Source organism: Raineya orbicola (genome assembly GCF_002843425.1).
GTDB classification, from domain to species: domain Bacteria; phylum Bacteroidota; class Bacteroidia; order Cytophagales; family Thermonemataceae; genus Raineya; species Raineya orbicola.
The window spans coordinates 1-17,446 of sequence record NZ_NKXO01000033.1 but is presented as its reverse complement, the minus strand read 5'-3'; the positions used below and the strand labels follow the sequence as shown (position 1 = coordinate 17,446).

13 protein-coding genes are annotated in these 17,446 nt (G+C 35.9%); 5 read left to right on the top strand and 8 right to left on the bottom strand.

Going from position 1 to position 17,446, the window contains the following annotated elements:
* Together Rain11_RS10235 and Rain11_RS10230 are read right to left on the bottom strand one after the other, a co-directional pair.
* Entirely contained in the window at positions 1-1,506 is a 1,506-nt protein-coding gene (locus tag Rain11_RS10235; RefSeq protein WP_101359273.1) for a type IX secretion system membrane protein PorP/SprF, read from the bottom strand.
* A gap of 129 nt (positions 1,507-1,635) precedes the next feature.
* Positions 1,636-2,199 (bottom strand): CAP domain-containing protein, encoded by a 564-nt coding sequence (locus tag Rain11_RS10230; RefSeq protein WP_101359272.1) that lies wholly within the window; start codon positions 2,197-2,199, stop codon positions 1,636-1,638.
* 156 nt (positions 2,200-2,355) lie between these two features.
* On the opposite strand from Rain11_RS10230, the gene ettA reads away from it, so the two are divergent.
* The 5 genes from ettA to Rain11_RS10205 all read left to right on the top strand — a co-directional run bounded on the left by ettA (position 2,356) and on the right by Rain11_RS10205 (position 10,694).
* On the top strand, positions 2,356-4,020 hold the full coding sequence (ettA, locus tag Rain11_RS10225) for an energy-dependent translational throttle protein EttA (RefSeq protein ID WP_101359271.1): 1,665 nt from the start codon (positions 2,356-2,358) through the stop codon (positions 4,018-4,020).
* 69 nt (positions 4,021-4,089) lie between these two features.
* Positions 4,090-7,884, top strand: coding sequence for an ATP-binding protein (locus tag Rain11_RS10220; RefSeq protein ID WP_101359270.1), 3,795 nt, complete (start codon positions 4,090-4,092; stop codon positions 7,882-7,884).
* A gap of 101 nt (positions 7,885-7,985) precedes the next feature.
* Positions 7,986-8,651, top strand: coding sequence for an MCP four helix bundle domain-containing protein (locus Rain11_RS10215; RefSeq protein WP_101359269.1), 666 nt, complete (start codon positions 7,986-7,988; stop codon positions 8,649-8,651).
* The gene (locus Rain11_RS10210; RefSeq protein ID WP_101359268.1) at positions 8,648-9,316 is read left to right on the top strand and encodes a 4Fe-4S dicluster domain-containing protein; all 669 of its coding nucleotides are present in this window, start codon (positions 8,648-8,650) and stop codon (positions 9,314-9,316) included. Before Rain11_RS10215 ends, Rain11_RS10210 begins: the two co-directional genes overlap by 4 nt.
* A 154-nt stretch (positions 9,317-9,470) precedes the next feature.
* A complete protein-coding gene (locus Rain11_RS10205; protein ID WP_101359293.1) occupies positions 9,471-10,694 on the top strand; it encodes an NADH-quinone oxidoreductase subunit D in 1,224 nt (407 codons plus the stop codon).
* A 211-nt stretch (positions 10,695-10,905) separates the two neighbouring features.
* Here Rain11_RS10205 and Rain11_RS10200 read toward each other — a convergent pair whose 3' ends face one another.
* The 6 genes from Rain11_RS10200 to Rain11_RS10175 form a co-directional block, all read right to left on the bottom strand.
* The gene (locus Rain11_RS10200) at positions 10,906-13,476 is read right to left on the bottom strand and encodes a hypothetical protein (RefSeq protein ID WP_133121565.1); all 2,571 of its coding nucleotides are present in this window, start codon (positions 13,474-13,476) and stop codon (positions 10,906-10,908) included.
* A 64-nt stretch (positions 13,477-13,540) separates the two neighbouring features.
* A complete protein-coding gene (locus Rain11_RS10195; protein WP_101359266.1) occupies positions 13,541-14,389 on the bottom strand; it encodes a GLPGLI family protein in 849 nt (282 codons plus the stop codon).
* A 65-nt stretch (positions 14,390-14,454) separates the two neighbouring features.
* Complete coding sequence (locus Rain11_RS10190; protein WP_101359265.1) at positions 14,455-15,327, bottom strand: GLPGLI family protein; 873 nt, start codon at positions 15,325-15,327, stop codon at positions 14,455-14,457.
* A gap of 75 nt (positions 15,328-15,402) precedes the next feature.
* Positions 15,403-15,696, bottom strand: a complete 294-nt coding sequence (locus Rain11_RS10185) for a hypothetical protein (RefSeq protein ID WP_101359264.1) — start codon at positions 15,694-15,696, stop codon at positions 15,403-15,405.
* A gap of 192 nt (positions 15,697-15,888) precedes the next feature.
* Positions 15,889-16,818, bottom strand: a complete 930-nt coding sequence (locus Rain11_RS10180) for a carboxypeptidase-like regulatory domain-containing protein (RefSeq protein WP_101359263.1) — start codon at positions 16,816-16,818, stop codon at positions 15,889-15,891.
* A gap of 13 nt (positions 16,819-16,831) precedes the next feature.
* Positions 16,832-17,194 (bottom strand): hypothetical protein, encoded by a 363-nt coding sequence (locus tag Rain11_RS10175; RefSeq protein ID WP_101359262.1) that lies wholly within the window; start codon positions 17,192-17,194, stop codon positions 16,832-16,834.
* Positions 17,195-17,446 lie beyond the last annotated feature (252 nt).

Here is a 17,446-nt window from a genome sequence, read left to right as displayed (position 1 = left end):
TTATTCATCTTCTTGCTGTTCGTCAGGTTTTCTCGGCACACAAAGAATCCAAATAGTTCTATCTTTGAAACGTTTTTGAAGTTGCAAAGCGAATTTGTCGGCTTTATCAAAATTATCCGAAGCCATTACATACACTTCATAGAAATTATTGATAGGGCTTTGCCGTATTTTCGCCTTGAACTTGTAACGCGAAATAAGTTCTCTTTGCCTGCGTTCTGCATTTTCTTTGATAGAGAATGCACCTAAAATTACATAATTGCGGTAAAATTTCTGACGTAACTGCTCACGAGAGGCTTCGGAAAGTGTATCGGGGTGGACAGGAAACTCGGTTTCTATGATAATACTATCCTTTTCTGCCACAGTATCTTTAATGATTATCTCCTCCATAGCTACATCATCATCATATAGCGTTGTATCTTGGGGAGGAGGCTCCATATTGATGAAAGCAGTATCCAAACTGGAAAGTTTGCGAAGATTGTAGATGAGTTGTATTTCGTGAACGGGGTTTTTATTGAAGCCCGCTTGCTCATCATTAAATTTGAAAATATAACTGATACCAAATTTAGAGTAATAAAATTTTGTGCCAGCCATTAGGGCAAAGCCATAGTCTTTTATCCAACTTGCCCCAAACCAGTGTTGTTTTTTATCATTTACATAGTTGAAAGTATTGTTAATTTCAAAGGTAGAAGTTTTATTATCAAAACTTCGGTAAATGAGCATAGGTTTCATACTCCAAAACATAATTTTGTCGGTACTAAACTGCCGAGCCAGCGAAACAAACCAATTTGCCACAGGAAAAAAACCTTCGTAATTATAAGTTGAAGAAGGCTTGAACAAACGAGGCAAACCTGCTCCAAATTCCCAAGCACTGAAAGGTCCTGATTTACCCCCAAAAACGTACATTAAACCAAATTGCCCCACAGGACGAGCAAATTTATCCCTCCTGTTCAGAATGGTAGGGTCATCAATAGTAGTGCCATCAGGGATATTAAATCCATCATTTTCCATTCCCATAGCAAGCCCCAAACGTAAATTTTCAACAGGCACCCCGAAAAGATTTTCCATAAACTTTACCTTTACTTCGCGTGCATACGAAAACCAAAGCCCCGTTGTTCGCCAGATACTACGAGAAAAATTATACACGTTTCCACCAATAGCATTGGGCGTAAGTTCTTCTTCATAAAGAGGTTTGCCTCTTTTATCCCGAAGTTGCCTGCCATACTCATCTAATTTGGGGGCACCTCTTTTGTAGATATACTTATTAAAACTCAATGAAGCATAGGTAGGTACATTCTGAAAAGAGCCTATTTGCTGTCTATGAAAAGTAAAGAAAAAGAGCGGGTCTTCCCCCGAACCAAATACAGGTTGCAAACCTGCCGCCGCTGGATTGAGCAAATGGTAATTATTGAAGTTATGCAAATGAAATGGCGTATTTGGCAAACCTTGTGCATACACAAAATTGCTCAAAAAAGCCATAAAAATGAAAATACGTATAAATTGTTTCATTGAATTAAATTTGAGATATTTTTCGCAAAATTACGTAAGTTTTTAAGCTAAAATCAACTTTCTTGCGAAAATATCTGCAAATCATTAAAAAAGCAAATTTTTTGCCAAAATTTGCTCAAAAATTTCTTATTACCATTTCTTTTTTGCAATAATTACACATAAATAAGAACCCAAACTTCCTCCTTTTACCCAACCTATACCAATATCTGTAAGATTTGCATAGAACTTATCTATTCCCAAAAGGTGGCTACGATGCCCTGCTTTGCGATGGTCTATTTCTCCTTTATCTTTTAACAAATATACAATGCCTTCTTTGGGAGTAGTAACTCCTGCGACAATAGATTCAAAATAGTTGCTACTTGCGGGCTCTGTCCATTCTTTGGGTATGCCGTAACCTGCTTCGTAAATCAAGATATTAATGCCTTTGCCTTCGGGAGTGGTATGGTCAAAATATTTGCGTTTGAGCATATCTTCGGCTTTTGCCTGTGCTACACGAGCCAGTGTATCGTTCCACTGCAAAGCAGGACGAGCTTGTATTGTAGATAAATCCACGCCGATTTCTTTGCTATACCAAGCAGGATTTTTACGGATTTTATTCAAATATTCAATGGCTTCTTTTACGGCATTATCTTGGGCAAGTAAAGCCTTCCAATGCAGTAAAAGAATAAAAATCAGAAAAAAACTTTTTTTCATAGAACAACTTTCGTAGAAGCAATTTTGATAGGATAATTTTGGACAAAGATACAAGAAAAAACTACAAAAACGTAATTATTTCAAAAAGCCACACCCGAAATGTATTAAAATTAGCCAAAATATTTTAATTTTGCCTGCAATTCAAAAAAAGTTTTTATGCAAGACGAAAAAATCATCTTTTCAATGGCGGGAGTAAATAAGATTTTTCCGCCCAATAAACAAGTTTTGAAAAATATCTATCTTTCATTTTTTTATGGTGCCAAAATTGGTATTCTTGGGCTTAATGGTTCAGGGAAATCAACGTTAATGAAAATTATTGCAGGTATTGATAAGGATTATCAAGGCGAAGTGGTTTTCAATGGCAATTATACAGCTGGTTATTTACCCCAAGAACCCGAATTTGACAAATCTAAGACGGTGCGTGAGGTTGTAGAAGAAGGCGTTGCTGAAATCGTAAGGCTACTGAAAGAATTTGACGAAATCAATGCGGCTTTTGCCGAACCTGATGCCGATTTTGATAAACTCATTGCTCGCCAAGCCGAAGTCCAAGAAAAACTTGACCATTTGGACGCTTGGACATTGGATGCCCGCCTTGAAAAAGCAATGGACGCTTTGCGTTGCCCCCCTCCTGATGCCATTATTGCCAACCTTTCAGGGGGCGAAAAACGCCGTGTAGCTTTGTGTCGTTTGCTTCTGCAACAACCCGATGTACTTCTGCTCGATGAACCCACCAACCATTTAGACGCTGAATCAGTACAATGGCTCGAAAGACATCTGCAAGAATACAAAGGCACCGTAATCGCCGTAACTCACGACCGATACTTTTTGGACAATGTAGCAGGTTGGATTTTAGAGCTGGATAGAGGCGAGGGTATTCCTTGGAAAGGTAATTATTCTTCTTGGTTAGAGCAAAAACAGAAACGTTTGGCACAAGAAGAAAAATCTGAAACCAAACGTATGAAAACACTCGAAAGAGAACTGGAATGGGTACGTATGGCACCCAAAGCTCGTCAGGCGAAATCCAAAGCACGTTTGAGTGCCTATGAAAAACTGCTCTCCGAAGAAACCAAAGAAAAAGAAGCCAAATTAGAGTTGTACATTCCACCCGGACCCCGCTTGGGTAATAAAGTTATCATTGCAAACAACGTGAGCAAGGCTTATGGTGATAAACTTTTGTTTGAGAATCTTAGCTTTACTCTGCCTCCCGCAGGCATCGTAGGCGTAATCGGTCCGAATGGAGCAGGGAAAACTACACTTTTCAAATTGATTACAGGCAAAGAAAAACCCGATAGCGGTACTTTTGAAATCGGCGAAACCGTAAAAATTGCTTACGTAGATCAAGAGCACGACAATTTAGACCCTGAAAAAACCGTCTATCAGGCAATTTCAGAAGGCAATGAGTGGATACAACTCGGAAATACACAAGTGAATGCACGAGCTTATGTGAGTAAATTCAACTTTACAGGGAACGACCAAGAAAAGAAAATTGGTGTGCTTTCAGGAGGAGAAAGAAACAGAGTGCATCTGGCTATGACCCTCAAAGAAGGCGGAAACCTACTGCTTTTAGACGAACCTACTAACGATTTAGATGTAAATACGTTGCGTGCATTAGAAGAAGCCCTTGAAAATTTTGGCGGTTGTGCTGTAATTATTTCTCACGATAGGTGGTTTTTGGATAGAATTTGTACGCATATTCTCGCTTTTGAGGGCAATTCGCAGGTATATTTCTTTGAGGGTAATTACAGCGAATACGAAGAAAACCGCAAAAAACGCTTAGGGAACGATGCCCCACAACGTATAAAATATAAAAAATTGGTGTAATTTAAGGCTACTTTTCTCTAACTTCCCGAAAGTTTCTTAATTTTCGGGAAGTTTTGTCTTTACAGAATTATGCTTTTGAAAAGAATACTAAAATTCTTTACTCGTCATCACTTACCCAGTTTATTATGGGCTTTCCTTTTGTTTTTGCTTGGTGGAGGAACTTTTTGGATACATCAAAATCAAGAACCTATCAGTATTGATGAAAAATACAAGGATTATATTCAAAAGCGTGTAATTGGCGAAATAGAGGTTTTAAGACAAGAAAGCAAAGAAATTGAAGAGCTTTTTCAGGAAAATAATGTAATTAGTCTTATAGAAGTTAAGAAAAAACATCGCTACCCTTGTATTATTTTCAGAAACGAACAACTCCTTTTTTGGTCGGATAATCGCTTTATTCCTGATTATGATTTAATAACAGGCAATTATACCCTCAAATTCTTTGAACTGCAAAATGGATTTTATATTTTCCATAGAGAATTTTTCAAAACTAACGAAGGCAGTAGAATTGAAATTTACACCTATCTGCCTTTACAAGTTCGGTATAGTTTGCAAAACAAATATCTCACCAGCCAAATAAATCCAAATATTTTTCCTTCCGAACAGCTTGAAATTAGCAAAACCCCTACTTCCAAGCAAATTTTCACAGAAATAGAAAAAGGCGAATACCTTTTTTCATTATCATATTCTACCCGAAAAGAAGCCCCTCACTTGTACTGGTTTGCTCTATCACTCATTTGTAATGCTGGAGCTTTTGTAATGCTTTTTATTTTTATTTGGAAATGGCAAGCTTTTTTCCAACGAAAAAAATTATATGAGTTTTTTATTGCCTTTTTCGTGCTTTATTGGCTATTGGTACGTTGGCTGATGCTTAAAAACCTAATTCCTTACAGCTTTTGGGAAACCGATTTATTCAACCCACAACTCTACGCTTCCTCGTTTTGGTCGCCCTCGTTGGGAGATTTACTCATCAACTTATTTTTAGGCTTGTGGATAGTGTTTCTATTACAAAGAAATTTTCCAAAAACTCTTATTTTTCAGAAAATCAGTCCAAAGAAAAAAATTGGGGCTAAATATTGGGCTTCGCTAATGCTTATCTTTTTGAGCTACGTTTCATTTTATGAGGTTTTTGGTATATTTAGCTCTATTTTTACCAATTCGCAACTCGTATTAGATATTTCACAAAATATTCACTTTCATTTGCCCCATTGGGCGGCTTTTGGGGTCTTTGTAGTACTTTCCACAATTTATTTTCTACTCTTACACCTTGTAGGACGACTACTCATACGTTTTCTTGATAACGACTACCCCAAATTTGCTCTTCTTTTCGGGCTTGCGACTATTTTACATTCTTCTATTGCCTACTTTACTGGCAATTTTGAGCCATTTTTAAGCTTACTCAATGGCATATATCTACTGATTTTGTACTTTTTCCGCTTACCTCAATTTCTATATCGCTTTCGCAATATCTCTATTTTGTATCTGCTGATAGGCTCGCTGTGGTGTGCCATAGCAGGAACGTATGCCCTTCGCTATTTTTCTACGCAAACCCAAAAAAAAGCAATTGGCAGATTTGCCGAAAATTTACTCTTATCCAAGGATTTCAAAACAGAGCTTACTTTGGATAATATCGTTGAGGAAATTCAGTTGGATTTGCCTCTCAAACTTTTTTTCAAGGCTTCGCTATCGGTTGTAGATAAAAGTACCATTGAAAAGCGTATTCGCAAGCAATACATAAAAAACGAATTTCCTGATTATGAAGTTGATGTTTTAGTATTTGATAACGTAGGGTTTCCTATTAGCAAGAATACGCAAATACGTTATGCCGATTGGGTAGAAACCTATCAAAAGCCACAATTCCGCACTGATAGAACTGACCGCTTTTTTATCAACGAAACCCAAGCTATAGAGCAAAAAATTGACCTTAACCTTTTTAGAATGTATATTGATTTCATAGAAATCAAGCAATCAGGACAAATTTTAGGTTATGTAATTATTACACTTAAAAAACGAAAAACTACCTCTTTCAAAGTATATCCTGTATTGCTACGCAACGAAAAAACTCAAGAAAATACCAAAATTAGTAATTTGTCGTACGCCATTTTCAGAACCAATAATGCCCCTCAACAAAATAGCCAACTGATTTACTCACAAGGAGATTGTAATTATTACAAAAATTTCAAAGAAGGACTTTTCCGTATTCAAAAGCTATATCAACAAGGCTACGAATTTCAGGGCTACAAGCATTTTGCCTTCCGAGGTGAAAATGGAAAAATAGTGGTAATTTCTTTGCCCGAGTATGCTTTCAAAAATACTTTTGCTAATTTTTCGCTCTTATTTCTTTTGCTTATTACATTAGTAGCTCTTATTCTTTCGATATACGGGCTTATCAATTATTACCAACGCAAAAAAATTACCTTGGCTACGCGTATTCAGATATTTCTGAATCTTGCATTTTTCTTTCCTTTGGTTATTTTTAGTATCACTACTTTGCAAGTAGTAAGTAGGACGTACGAAAATGATTTGAACCAAAAATTTTTGCAAAAAGCTGAAAACGCCTCTAATAGCCTTTTGAGTGCTATGCAAAGCTATGCAGAGCAAATGAAAACCAGAGAAGAATTGCAAAGAGAAGTGAATAGCGTAGCTTTGTATGCTCAATCAGACTTAAACCTGTTTGATACGCAAGGCAAATTATTAGTTACCAGCCAGCCTGCCATTTACGAAAGTCGTTTGCTTTCTAAAAACATAGCTCCCGAAGCCTTGTGGCAAGTTGTAGAACGAAAAGAAAATAGCACTATGCTTGCTGAAAATATCGGAAACTTGAACTACAAAGCCGTTTATTGGGCTATTCGCTCCTTTGAAAATAATCAGCTTTTAGCTATTCTCAATATACCATTTTTTGATGCCGAAGATGAAAGAGATAAAAAACTTACAGGTATTTTTACCACTATCATCAATATTTTCACGATTATTTTCCTCATTTTTGTAATCACTTCCTACTTCACTTCTAACCTTCTTACTGAGCCTTTGGCAATTATTACCCAAAAAATTCGCCGTACAACCCTACAAACTACCAACGAACCCCTACAATGGGATTCTGACGATGAGATAGGTTTGCTTGTAAATGAGTACAACAAAATGCTTATTAAGTTAGATGCAAGCAAAAAAGCACTGGCACAATCAGAAAAAGAAGCCGCTTGGCGACAAATGGCAAAACAAGTAGCTCACGAAATCAAAAATCCGCTGACACCAATGAAACTTACCCTCGAACACCTGAAAATGCGTATCAGTAGAGATTTTCCACAGATGAAAACCATTACAGAAAAACCTTTTGAAACTCTACTTGAACAAATTGATTTGCTCAGCGAAATTGCTTCCTCTTTTGCTTCTTTTGCACGTATGAGTGAACCAAAAAGCGAAGAATTTGATATTGCCTACATACTCAGACAAACCCTTTTGCTTTATGAAAATGATACCGATATCCACCTAATTCGCCATCTTGAAAAAGGTAAATTTATAGTAAAAGGTGATAAGCAACTGATGACACAAATTTTTACCAACATCATTCTGAATGCCAAGCAAGCTGTTCCAAGCGATAGAAATCCCGAAATTTTTGTTGCTCTTTACAAAACAGATGATAATAAAGTACACATAGAAATTCGCGACAATGGCAGTGGTATTCCCGAAGAGATACAGCATAAGGTTTTTCTGCCCAATTTTAGTACCAAATTTACAGGTTCGGGCATCGGACTGGCTCTTGCTAAACAAGGCATTGAACACGCAGGCGGAAAAATATGGTTTGAAACAGAAAAAGATATTGGTACTTGTTTTTATATTGAACTACCGCTAATATCAATTTCAGAATAGCTAATTTGTGGTTTCCTAATCATAGTTTCAAACTTTTGAGCCTACAAAACTTTTGAACTTTCTAACTTTATTAGTAGTTTTGGCTGAAAAAAAATCTCGAAATGGCTTTTGCGACAAATTGGTACAAAAAAACAGGCATACGTAGGCAGGTCTTTGTAATTTTTGCTATCATTACGGGTATCATTATGACTATCTCGCTCATTGGCATTATGGGTATCAATCGGGTAGCCGAAGATGTAAATGCTTTGTATCACGACCGCCTTTTGCCTGCCGTAGAAATGGCTAATCTTACAGAAAAACTCTATGAAAACCGCTTGCTTTTGGAGGAGTATCTTTACCTTGACGATTCGCTTATGCGAAAAGAAATTTTAAGCAAAATTGAAAAAAACCACAAAAGCATTGACTCATTAGCTTCCAAATATGCAGAAAGCCATTTAGTAGAGGAAGAAAATCGCTTTCTAATAACCTACCGAAAAGAAATTTTTAAGTATAAACAATTAGAAAACGAAATTATTAAGCTCTTTACTACCGATGCCGAAGGAGCAAAAACTTTATTTAGCACGGAAGCATCTGAAGAATTTAAGAAAATTATTGAGCCTATTCATCGCATTACTGATGTACAGCTCAAAATCGGCGAAGAACTTCGTAACGAGTCTATTGCCGAAGCAAATAGCATTCGTTTGGCTTTATACCTTGCAATGGGTATTGTAATTGTAGCTATTATTGTTGTGGGAGCTTGGTTAGGATTTGTGTATATGATGCAATGAAACAATATTTTCAAAATATCATTCAGGCTATAAAAACTACTTTACTAGGGTTTCAGATTACTTTTAAGCATTTTCGTAAGGCTTTTCGTAAGCCGAAACCTATTTTTATTACTGAAAAAACCTATTTTGAGCAAAATACAGGCAAAGTAACATTAGAATACCCCAAGGAAAAACTCCCTACTCCCGAAATAGGACGCTACAAACTGCATAACGAAATAGACGATTGCATCGTTTGTGATAAATGTGCCAAAATTTGCCCTGTCAATTGCATTGAAATTGAAGCTATCAAAGCTACCGAAGAATTTGGCAAAACCTCTGACGGCACAAGCAAACGCATTTACGCCGCCAAATTTGATATTGATATGGCAAAATGCTGTTTCTGTGGGCTTTGTACTACGGTTTGCCCTACGGAGTGTCTCATTATGACTGACGAGTACGATTACACCGTTTCGGATATAACTTTGCACAACTTTCATTTTGCCCATATGAGCGAAGCCGAAATCGCAGAAAAAAAAGCCCTTTACGAGCAATATCTCAAAGAAAAGGAAGAAGCCAAAAAGCAAACTACCAAAGAAAAAGTAGAAACACAAAAAAATGAAAATGAAGAAAATACCGAAACCAAGCCCAAAGTAGTTTTTAAGCCTAAATTCAAACCCAAAGGCTGAATTGTAGAAAAAACGCATTTTTTTTGGCTACTCCAAACATATTTGTTAATATTGAAGTTGAATTGATAGTCTTATTTTTATTCTGTTTCTTGTGTTCTAATTTCTCATAGCTACAAATATGGCAAACATAGTTCCTGTGGAAAAAGACCCTCAAATGTTGGATAGCATTGGCTATAAAAGCACCAAAATTGAGGACGCAATGTATATGAATGAGCTAACAACGCTCAACTTGGGTCCTACTCACCCTGCCACACACGGCATTTTTCAGAATGTGTTGCTAATGGACGGCGAAAAAATCGTAGCAGGTGAATCTACCGTAGGCTATATTCATAGAGCTTTTGAAAAAATTGCAGAACAAAGACCTTTTTATCAAATTACTACGCTTACCGATAGAATGAATTACTGCTCCTCCCCTATCAACAATATGGGCTGGTGGATGACCGTAGAAAAACTTCTGGGCGTGCAAGTTCCTCAAAAAGCTCAATATATGCGTATAATTCTGATGGAACTGGCTCGCATCGCAGACCATATCATTTGTAATGGTATTTTAGGCGTAGATAGCGGGGCTTTTTCAGGATTTTTGTATATTTATCAGTGGCGTGAGCATATCTACGACATTTATGAAGAAGTTTGCGGAGCAAGGCTCACCACCAATATGGGTAGAATTGGCGGTTTGGAAAGAGATTTTTCAGAAAAAGCTATTGCAGGTATCAAGAAACTGCTGAAAGAATTTCCTGCTGTACTCAAGGAATTTGAAACACTTTTCAACCGCAATCGTATTTTTATGGATAGAACCATAGGCGTTGGGGCTATCTCCGCCGAAAGAGCCTTAAATTATGGATTTACAGGACCTAATTTGCGTGCTTGCGGCGTAGATTATGATGTGCGTGTCAATGAGCCTTATTCAGGTTATCAGGATTTTGAGTTTGATATTCCTGTGGGCGAAAACGGCGATACCTACGACCGCTTTATGGTACGTAACGAAGAGATGTGGCAAAGTTTGCGTATCATTCAGCAAGCAATGGATAAACTTCCCAAAGCCGAAGGTAGCTATCACGCCAATGACTCCCGTTATTATTTGCCTCCCAAGCAAGAAGTCTATAAAAATATGGAGGCTCTCATTTACCACTTCAAAATTGTGATGGGCGAAATTGATGCTCCTGTGGGTGAGGTATATCATTGCGTAGAAGGGGGAAATGGTGAATTAGGTTTTTACCTGATTTCTGATGGAGGCAGAACACCCTATCGCTTGCATTTCCGCCGTCCTTGTTTTATTTACTATCAGGCTTACACCGAAATGTGCAAAGGACAGCAAATTTCCGATGCCATTATGATTATGAGTAGCCTCAATGTAATTGCAGGAGAATTGGACGCTTAATAACCCAAACAAGGACTTGTATTAAGAAAAGTCCTCGTTTGGGAAAAATCTATCACTTTTGTTTTGTCTTTTTTAGTTTGAAGTTGTTTAGAATTTATTTTTAGAGGTTGATTTAGTTTTGTAATTTTCTATTTATTCTTCGTGAAAAACAACAAAAAAACGTGATTTATTCTTGATAGAAAAGAAAGAAATTTTTTGTGTTAAATTTTTGTTAATTACCTCCCTGTCCTAACCTCCAAGTAACTTTCAGTAAAACATTCAAAGGGCGAAGCGTAAAGAGCGTTTCTCTGAAATTGTTTTCTTGTATTTGGGCTAAAATAAGATTTTGCTGGTTCGTTAGATTGAAAATCTGCAATTCTGTTTCCCATTTGGGAAATTTTCTCTGTAAAGAAACATCTATAAATTGATTGCTTAAACTTTGTCTTTGCTGAAAAGATTGAAAACTGTACCATTTAGCAGTAAGTATCCATTGCTTAATGATAATGTTAGCATACACCTGATGACGCAATTGCAAAGTTTGAGGAGTTTTTTGTCCGTTAATCTCTGTTTGAAGCACATTCAAACGGCTTTGTGCTTGTAAATTCAAAAAAGACCAATAGTTGCAAATCATTTTTCCCTCCGCCTGCCAATTCTGAAAAACTGATGTAAAATCCTGATTATTTTGTCTTTGCAAAAACTGATTTTGCATAAAAGTTCCCGAAAGAGCTATGTTTGTACGAGCCTTGTAAAAATACTTATTGAAGCGTGTATTTACCATTATATTCTGAAAAGGTGTTTGCAGGGCTATTATTTGCCTATTTTCTACAATACCCGTGAATTTTAGGTCATAGCGATAGTTTTGAAAACCTTGTAAAAAAATTACATCAGTATTCCAACTCCAGCCTCCCAAAATATTGTTGTAAAAAATATTGCCCATTGTTTGCCAGCTTTTTCGTTCAGGCACAAGTAAGCCATTGCGAAAAATACTCCGATAAGTCTGAAAAATCCCTTCTGTATTGAACCAGTGTGTTTCGTCTTCTACTTCATTGCTATAACTGCCTCCCGCCGAAAAAATCCAACCTTGCAAACGTCTTGAAAGGTTTATTCTCCAAAAGTATTGATGAAAAAAATTATTGCGTAGCCCTATTTCTGTATTTTGCCATAGGGCAAGCGGTGCGTATTCGGCATTGGTATTGAGTGTAAGTTGTTTGTTTATTTTTCTTTCAGCATTGATGTTTGTAAAAAGCTGATAGGCAAAGTCTTGTAAATTATTTTGAAGGGTATCTTTGCCTCCTTCGTTATTTTGCAAAAGCACAAAACTTTCTAGATTTCTGTGAGCAAGTCGCAAGCCTGTTTGACTTCGGAAATGAAATTTATTCCATTCTTGCGAGTTAATTCTAAAATTTTCAGTTTGCAAAATTGAACCCTTCACAAATTGCGTAGAGCTATTTTGCCCGCCCACCTGCCACAAATTAGGACTTACCTGCAAATTTTGAGGTAAAAATCTGAAATAAGAATTAGAAACCCATTGTACTACCTTGCCTGCTTGCAAGCGATAGTTTTTATACTCGTTTGCTACTTGAAAATAAGGGTTGTTTAGCTTCTGATTGATGTTCAAAATACCGAACAAATTAGCATTAGCCTCCTGATTTTCCCAATATTTTTTGGCTATGAAAACATTTTTTGTGTAAGCATTTTTTAAATTTTTTTCATATTCTATTTCACCTTGCAAGAGATGCTGTCTTTGAGTAAAAACTTGTTTTTCCGCGAAGGCAATTGTATCTGTTGGGAAAAAAATTTGCTGACGCAATTCCGAGCGAGTTTGGTTATTTTGCAACAAGTACGTAAAATGATAACGCATTTGAGCAGAATGAGGCATTTTTACAACTCCATTCAAACTGCTACTGGCTGTTTGGTTGAAAAGATAGCGACTGCGTTCCAAAGGAGGATTAGAAATTTGTGATAGTTGTAACAAATCGTTACGGCGTTGCGGAAAGCGGCGTAGTAAAAGTTGTTCCAAAGAAATAGTGTGTTCGGTAAGATTTTTTTCAGAATCTTTGCCGATATTATCACTTTGCAAAACATTGATAAACTGATGATTACGAAAAAATTTCAAGGCAACTATTTTAGTATCCCAAAGTAAGAAAGGCAAGCCTAAACCTGTTTCGCCGTTCAAAGCGATACTTTTTTTGGCTTTTTCGGTCAGACGCAAATTGAGAGCAGGATTTGAACCCTTGATGCCCAAACTATCCAATAGTTTGATATCCTGATGATTTTCGTAAAACTCAACTTCATCTACCATTTCCCAAGGCACATTTTCCGAAGCTATATTGTAGCGTTTGCCGAGCATATCCAAGTTTTCAATATAAAACTTGCTGATAGGTTTTCCTTTGTATTTAATAAGTCCATTGTCGCCAACTTCTACGCCAGGCATTTTGGCAAGTACATCTTTGATGTTTCTATCGGCTTTGCTAGCAAAACTTCTTACATTATAGGTAGTTGTATCGCTACGAATCGTTACGGGATTGAGTTTTATCTCAATTTCCTTAATTTCCGTTGAGCTTTCTTTGAGTGTGAAATGTAGTTTTTGGGAAATGGCGGGAATTTTTTGTCGGATTTTTTCGTAAGAAATATGCCTGATTTCTATTTCCAAACTATCGGTATTTGCAGAAACTGAAAACCGAAATTTTCCTTTGGCATCGGAAAAGGTATAGGCAAGAATTTTTTCGTTGCCCGAAGCGTATAAAAGCACCGTAGCATTTACGACAGGTTCTTTGCTATCTTGCAAAGAACCTTCTATCATAATTTGACCAAAGGAAATATGGGAAAAAAGTTGTAAGCACAATATGCTCCAATACAAACGCATTTTATTCGTATTCTATGGGATTGAATGGGTATTTGGGTCGGGGTTGTGGTTTGCCTTGGTTATCTCTCAATTCTACCTGTACGGGGGCGTTCATTAGTGCAGCCGACATATAACCTATGGGGTCTTCCACATACTTTTTGAGTTCTATCATATATTTTTTGTGAGTAATTTTAGAAAAAGCGATAGGCTCGCCTTCATAATGGGTTTTCATTTCATAACCAGCAGGCAGACGGCTTAAACCTAAAAGTTCAAAAGTATAATGATTTTTACTATCTTTGGCTAAAACAACAAGCCCCGGTAATCCGTAAAATTTCCAAACCCCAAAGGGGGTAGGTATATCCAAAGTGTACCACACTTCCCAGGTTCTACCTCTAAACGTTGTAGTTGCTTTTTTACAAAGATAACCTTTAATGGTTTGTGTTTCATCACTCATTTGCCACTGAAAAAGAGGATATTCCTCTTCGTACATAAAACTTTTTCCGATGAGATTTTGGGTATAGAATGTAAGTTTTTTATCGTTAGGGTACTGATGCACAATGACAGTGCTATTCTTACGCAAGCTTCCTGCTACCCCTCCAAAATTAAAAGTAGATTTGGTTGCCATTGACTTTTGTAATTGCATATAAGCCACTGAGTCAGCTATTCTACGGGCAGGATTATAAAACACTGAACGAGTTTTAGAAAATTCTAAAAACATCGTATCCGTAGAAATTTGAGTAGGTTTAGTAGTATCAACTACTACTTTTACGCTGTAAATAGCTCTTAATTCTCCTTTTCCTAAACGGACTTGAGAAAAAGCGTTTGTATTTATCAAACTGATTATCAAAACTACTAATATCAAGCGAAACATACACTTTGTTTTGCAGTTTTTTAGTAAGGCTTGAGAAATTTATTCAGCATAATTTATTTGTTTTTTTACTCATATTCAATAGGGTTATAGGTAATTTTTCGTTTGGGTATTGGGCGTCCTTCTTTATCTTTCATTTCAATTTGTACAGGCGTATTCATCATAGCTTGAGATATATATCCCATAGGGTCTTCAAGGTATTTTTTTAGTTCTTGCATATATTGTTTGTGAGTAATTTTAATAAAATTTCTTGGTTCTCCGTAGTCATAGTGCGTTGTCATTTCATAGTCAGTAGGCAAGCGTTTTAAGCCCAATAACTCAAAAATAAAATGATTTTTACTATCTTTGGCTAAAACAATGAGCCCAGGTAATCCATAAAATTTCCAAACTCCAAAAGGTGTAGGTATATCTAAAGTGTACCATACTTCCCAGGTTCTACCTCTAAATGTTGTAGTTGCTTTTTTACAAAGATAGCCTTTGATAGTTTGTGTTTCATCACTCATTTGCCACTGAAAAAGAGGATACTCTTCTTCGTACGTAAACGCCTTGCCTGGTAAGTTATGGGTATAAAATGTTAGCTTTTGGTTAGTAGGGTAACAATGAGCTATCACGTTGCTATTTTTGTTTCGCATATTAGAAAGTAAATTATCACTGAAATTTAATTTTATTGGTGCTCCTGACTGTGATGCTTTCATTGCTTTTTGTGTTCTACTTAAAGCAATAGAATCTAATGCTCTGTATGTCGGATTGTAATACACTGACCTTGTTTTGGAAAATTCCAAAAACATTGTATCTGTTGTAATATATGCAGGTTTAGTGGTATCAGCCACCTTTTTGGCAAGATATACCGCTCTAAACTCTCCTTTTCCTAATTTAGTTTGGGCAGTAAGAAATTCTACGCTCAATAAATTGCATACCAGTAGTAAAAATATTTTTTTCATATATCTTTATGTTTTGAGTTTTACTTTGAAGGAGAGTATCCTTAAATAAGGATACTCCCTTTGCAAAACAAAAAATTAATTCGGGAAAGTAATAAGGAAATAATCTGCACCTTGCTGACAAAATGCCATATCTGCAAGCATCAAAGAAAACATAAATTGTTCAGCTGTAACATTACAAAACGTAGCAATAGCAGTGATACCACAAGAAAAAGTAACAAACGCTTCATTGCACCATTTAGGCTTGTTATCTGCGTTAAATGCCAATTGATATTGACTATTGTAAGCAAATTTTTCTTTTGTTGCAACTTTTAATTTTCCTTCAGCATTTCCAAAATTAAGAATTGCTAAAAACATTACCAAAACAAACATTACTTTTTTTATAAAAATTAGGAATTTAAGATTTCACAAAAAACTCCTAAACTTTTAGGGCCCCGAAGTTTAGTTGGGCAAAGAAAGAAAGAAAGAAAGAAATTTTTTATATTAAATTTTTGTTAAATTTATGTTAAATAATTACAACAAATCTACAAAATATGGCTTTTGTAGTAAAAAACCTTCTTTATCTCACTCATACATCACTTCTGCTGCAAAACCAAAAGTGTAAAATTTTTCTTTGCCTAAAATGCTACCTTTGTTTTCTTGCAATAGCCACTTTCCATTGCTCTGATAGAACATATCATTTTCATCGTGATGGGAAAATAAAAGAGGTATATAAACATTTCCCCAACCTTCTTCGCCTTTTACTTCCATTATTTGCATACCTACAAAAGCTCCATTTTCAGGGAAAGGAACTTGAAACATTGAAATATCAAGCCATTGTGGTTTGAAATCTCGTATAAAAAAGAGCATTTCTTTTTCTACAAGTGGCTGAAAAGGGCGTTTATGCTCATCTACGGAATAGCACAAAACCTTGATTTTAATGTATTCAGGATTTTTCAAAGCCCTTTTCTGCAACTGATTGCTTGTGATACTTTTTTCCAAAAATTTAATGGTTCTGGTAGTAAATTTTACATACACTTTTGTAATTTGTCCTTTTTTAGCAGTCTTGTTCGGAATATAGCTAACTATTGGATTACTCCCCTGAACAAATAAATTTGTATTAGCTCCTATGCCGAGTATTCCTGTGAACGGAGTTCGTAAATCGCCCACCTTTCGCCTATGACGAAATTTTGGAATACTAACTTCAATTTCTTCTATTTTCTCATAGTTTTCAAGTTCAATTTTTAATGTATCTATTTGAGGTTTGAATACAACATACGAGTTACTAAAATTAATTTTTGAAAAAAATATCGTGTCGCCCGCCTTTAAGGGTGTTTCAAGAATAAAATAGCCTTTTGCATCTGTTTGTGTAGTTTTTCCATTTTTCTTTTCAAACACCCAAACCCCGCTAATGGGAGTTTGGGTGTTTTTTTCATACACAAATCCCTTGATTTGAGCTAAAATTTCGGTGTTTATAAGTAAAGATAAAAAATAAAAGCAATTTTTGGCACACATATATTTTAATCAATTATTCTACGGTACAGGGGCAAAAAGTCCCACATTCACAATCCTTATCACCCGAAGAGGTTGCTTGAAATCCCCAACAATACCCTAAAAAGCAATTTGCTGTAACGGTAACTACTGCAAAGCACTTACCATCACAATAACTAAAACCTCCTTGCCATACGACTTTACGTTCATTGTTGCCTTCATCGGGCTGAAAATATTGTTCTTGTACAAGCAAGGCTTTTTTCAATTTAGCTTTCTGTTTAATCTGACTTATTATTCTTTGTAAATCATCATTGCAACTATGACAATTCCTTTTAAGAATAAAAGCTCCACTTACAAATAAAATAACAACAAGTAAGGCAATTTTAGAAAAAACTTTCATAAATCCTAAAAATTAAGATGTTAAAAACTCAAACTCCTAAATTTTGAGCTCAAAAATTTAGTTGAGCAAAGAAAGAAAGAAAGAAAGAAAGAAAGAAAGAAATTTTTTATATTAAATTTTTGTTACAATATGACCGCCAAGTTATGAATTAGTGGATATTGACGGCGTTTAATTTAACAAAATTAAGAAAGATTTCATCATTAAGAAAATCCTTATTGTTTTTTTGTGAGGTATAAAAAAAATACTTATAGC

What these genes read in the sequence shown, in the direction of transcription:
- Rain11_RS10235 (WP_101359273.1), bottom strand. Translation starts at nt 1,506, where the DNA reads ATGAAACAATTTATACGTATTTTCATTTTTATGGCTTTTTTGAGCAAT.
- Rain11_RS10230 (WP_101359272.1), bottom strand. Translation starts at nt 2,199, where the DNA reads ATGAAAAAAAGTTTTTTTCTGATTTTTATTCTTTTACTGCATTGGAAG.
- ettA (WP_101359271.1), top strand. Translation starts at nt 2,356, where the DNA reads ATGCAAGACGAAAAAATCATCTTTTCAATGGCGGGAGTAAATAAGATT.
- Rain11_RS10220 (WP_101359270.1), top strand. Translation starts at nt 4,090, where the DNA reads ATGCTTTTGAAAAGAATACTAAAATTCTTTACTCGTCATCACTTACCC.
- Rain11_RS10215 (WP_101359269.1), top strand. Translation starts at nt 7,986, where the DNA reads ATGGCTTTTGCGACAAATTGGTACAAAAAAACAGGCATACGTAGGCAG.
- Rain11_RS10210 (WP_101359268.1), top strand. Translation starts at nt 8,648, where the DNA reads ATGAAACAATATTTTCAAAATATCATTCAGGCTATAAAAACTACTTTA.
- Rain11_RS10205 (WP_101359293.1), top strand. Translation starts at nt 9,471, where the DNA reads ATGTTGGATAGCATTGGCTATAAAAGCACCAAAATTGAGGACGCAATG.
- Rain11_RS10200 (WP_133121565.1), bottom strand. Translation starts at nt 13,476, where the DNA reads ATGATAGAAGGTTCTTTGCAAGATAGCAAAGAACCTGTCGTAAATGCT.
- Rain11_RS10195 (WP_101359266.1), bottom strand. Translation starts at nt 14,389, where the DNA reads ATGTTTCGCTTGATATTAGTAGTTTTGATAATCAGTTTGATAAATACA.
- Rain11_RS10190 (WP_101359265.1), bottom strand. Translation starts at nt 15,327, where the DNA reads ATGAAAAAAATATTTTTACTACTGGTATGCAATTTATTGAGCGTAGAA.
- Rain11_RS10185 (WP_101359264.1), bottom strand. Translation starts at nt 15,696, where the DNA reads ATGTTTGTTTTGGTAATGTTTTTAGCAATTCTTAATTTTGGAAATGCT.
- Rain11_RS10180 (WP_101359263.1), bottom strand. Translation starts at nt 16,818, where the DNA reads ATGTGTGCCAAAAATTGCTTTTATTTTTTATCTTTACTTATAAACACC.
- Rain11_RS10175 (WP_101359262.1), bottom strand. Translation starts at nt 17,194, where the DNA reads ATGAAAGTTTTTTCTAAAATTGCCTTACTTGTTGTTATTTTATTTGTA.